This is a genomic window from Aneurinibacillus aneurinilyticus ATCC 12856 (genome assembly GCF_000466385.1).
In the GTDB taxonomy this organism is placed as follows: Bacteria; Bacillota; Bacilli; order Aneurinibacillales; family Aneurinibacillaceae; genus Aneurinibacillus; species Aneurinibacillus aneurinilyticus.
In genome coordinates, this window is the sequence record NZ_KE952702.1 from 1 (window position 1) to 828 (window position 828).

The 828-nt window shown below is 47.6% G+C and carries 1 protein-coding gene; it reads left to right on the top strand.

The window, feature by feature from the left end; all coding sequences use genetic code 11:
* Positions 1-781: IS1182 family transposase (locus HMPREF0083_RS04085; protein ID WP_021619790.1), on the top strand; the 781-nt coding region annotated here is incomplete at its 5' end.
* Positions 782-828: the final 47 nt, after the last annotated feature.

An 828-nucleotide genomic window follows, 5' to 3' on the forward strand; every position in this document is an offset into this window, starting at 1 on the left:
GAAAAAGGGTCAACTGAAGCCGGGTTACAATGTGCAAATGGCTGCAGAAAACCAATTTATTTTGTTTTACAGCATCCACCAACGTCCCACCGACACGCGTTGCTTCATCCCGCATATGGAGCGATTGGCCGCGTCTTCTTTACCGATGCCGAAAACGGTGATTGCCGATGCGGGCTATGGCAGCGAGGAAAATTACTTGTATGCGGTGGGCGAAGAAAAGGAGCAACGCTTTGATTTTCTCATTCCTTACGGCAGCTATATGAAAGAGAAAACGCGTCGTTATAAGAAAGATATCCGACATGCATCGAACTGGACGTATGAAGAGCAAGATGACCGATTTATTTGCCCGAATGGCCAGTACGTGCGCTTTAAGAAATACCAAACGAAGAAAAACGCCTCTGGTTTGGAACAAAGTTTCAAGATTTATGAATGTGAAGATTGCAGTGATTGCCCACTCAAGACAAGCTGCACCAAAGCCAAGGGGAACCGCCAGGTACACTGGAATACGATCTGGGAAGAATTAAAAGCAAAGGCCCAAAAAGCCCTTGAAGGTGACGAGACATCCGCGGTCTATGCTCGGCGTAAAGTCGATGTAGAAAGCGTATTTGGTTACATCAAGGGCAACAGGTCGTTCCGGAGGTTCTCCTTGCGAGGGCTGGAGAAGGTTCACACCGAGTTTGGGATTGTGGCTTTGGCCCACAATCTACTAAAGGTGGCGAGCATCCGCCTCACCGCTTTCCTAACAAAAGCACAGAACAAAAAAGTTGGACGGAAAACATGACGTTTTTCCGCCCAACTTTTTATTTTGGGGACTTATTGGACAGCCCC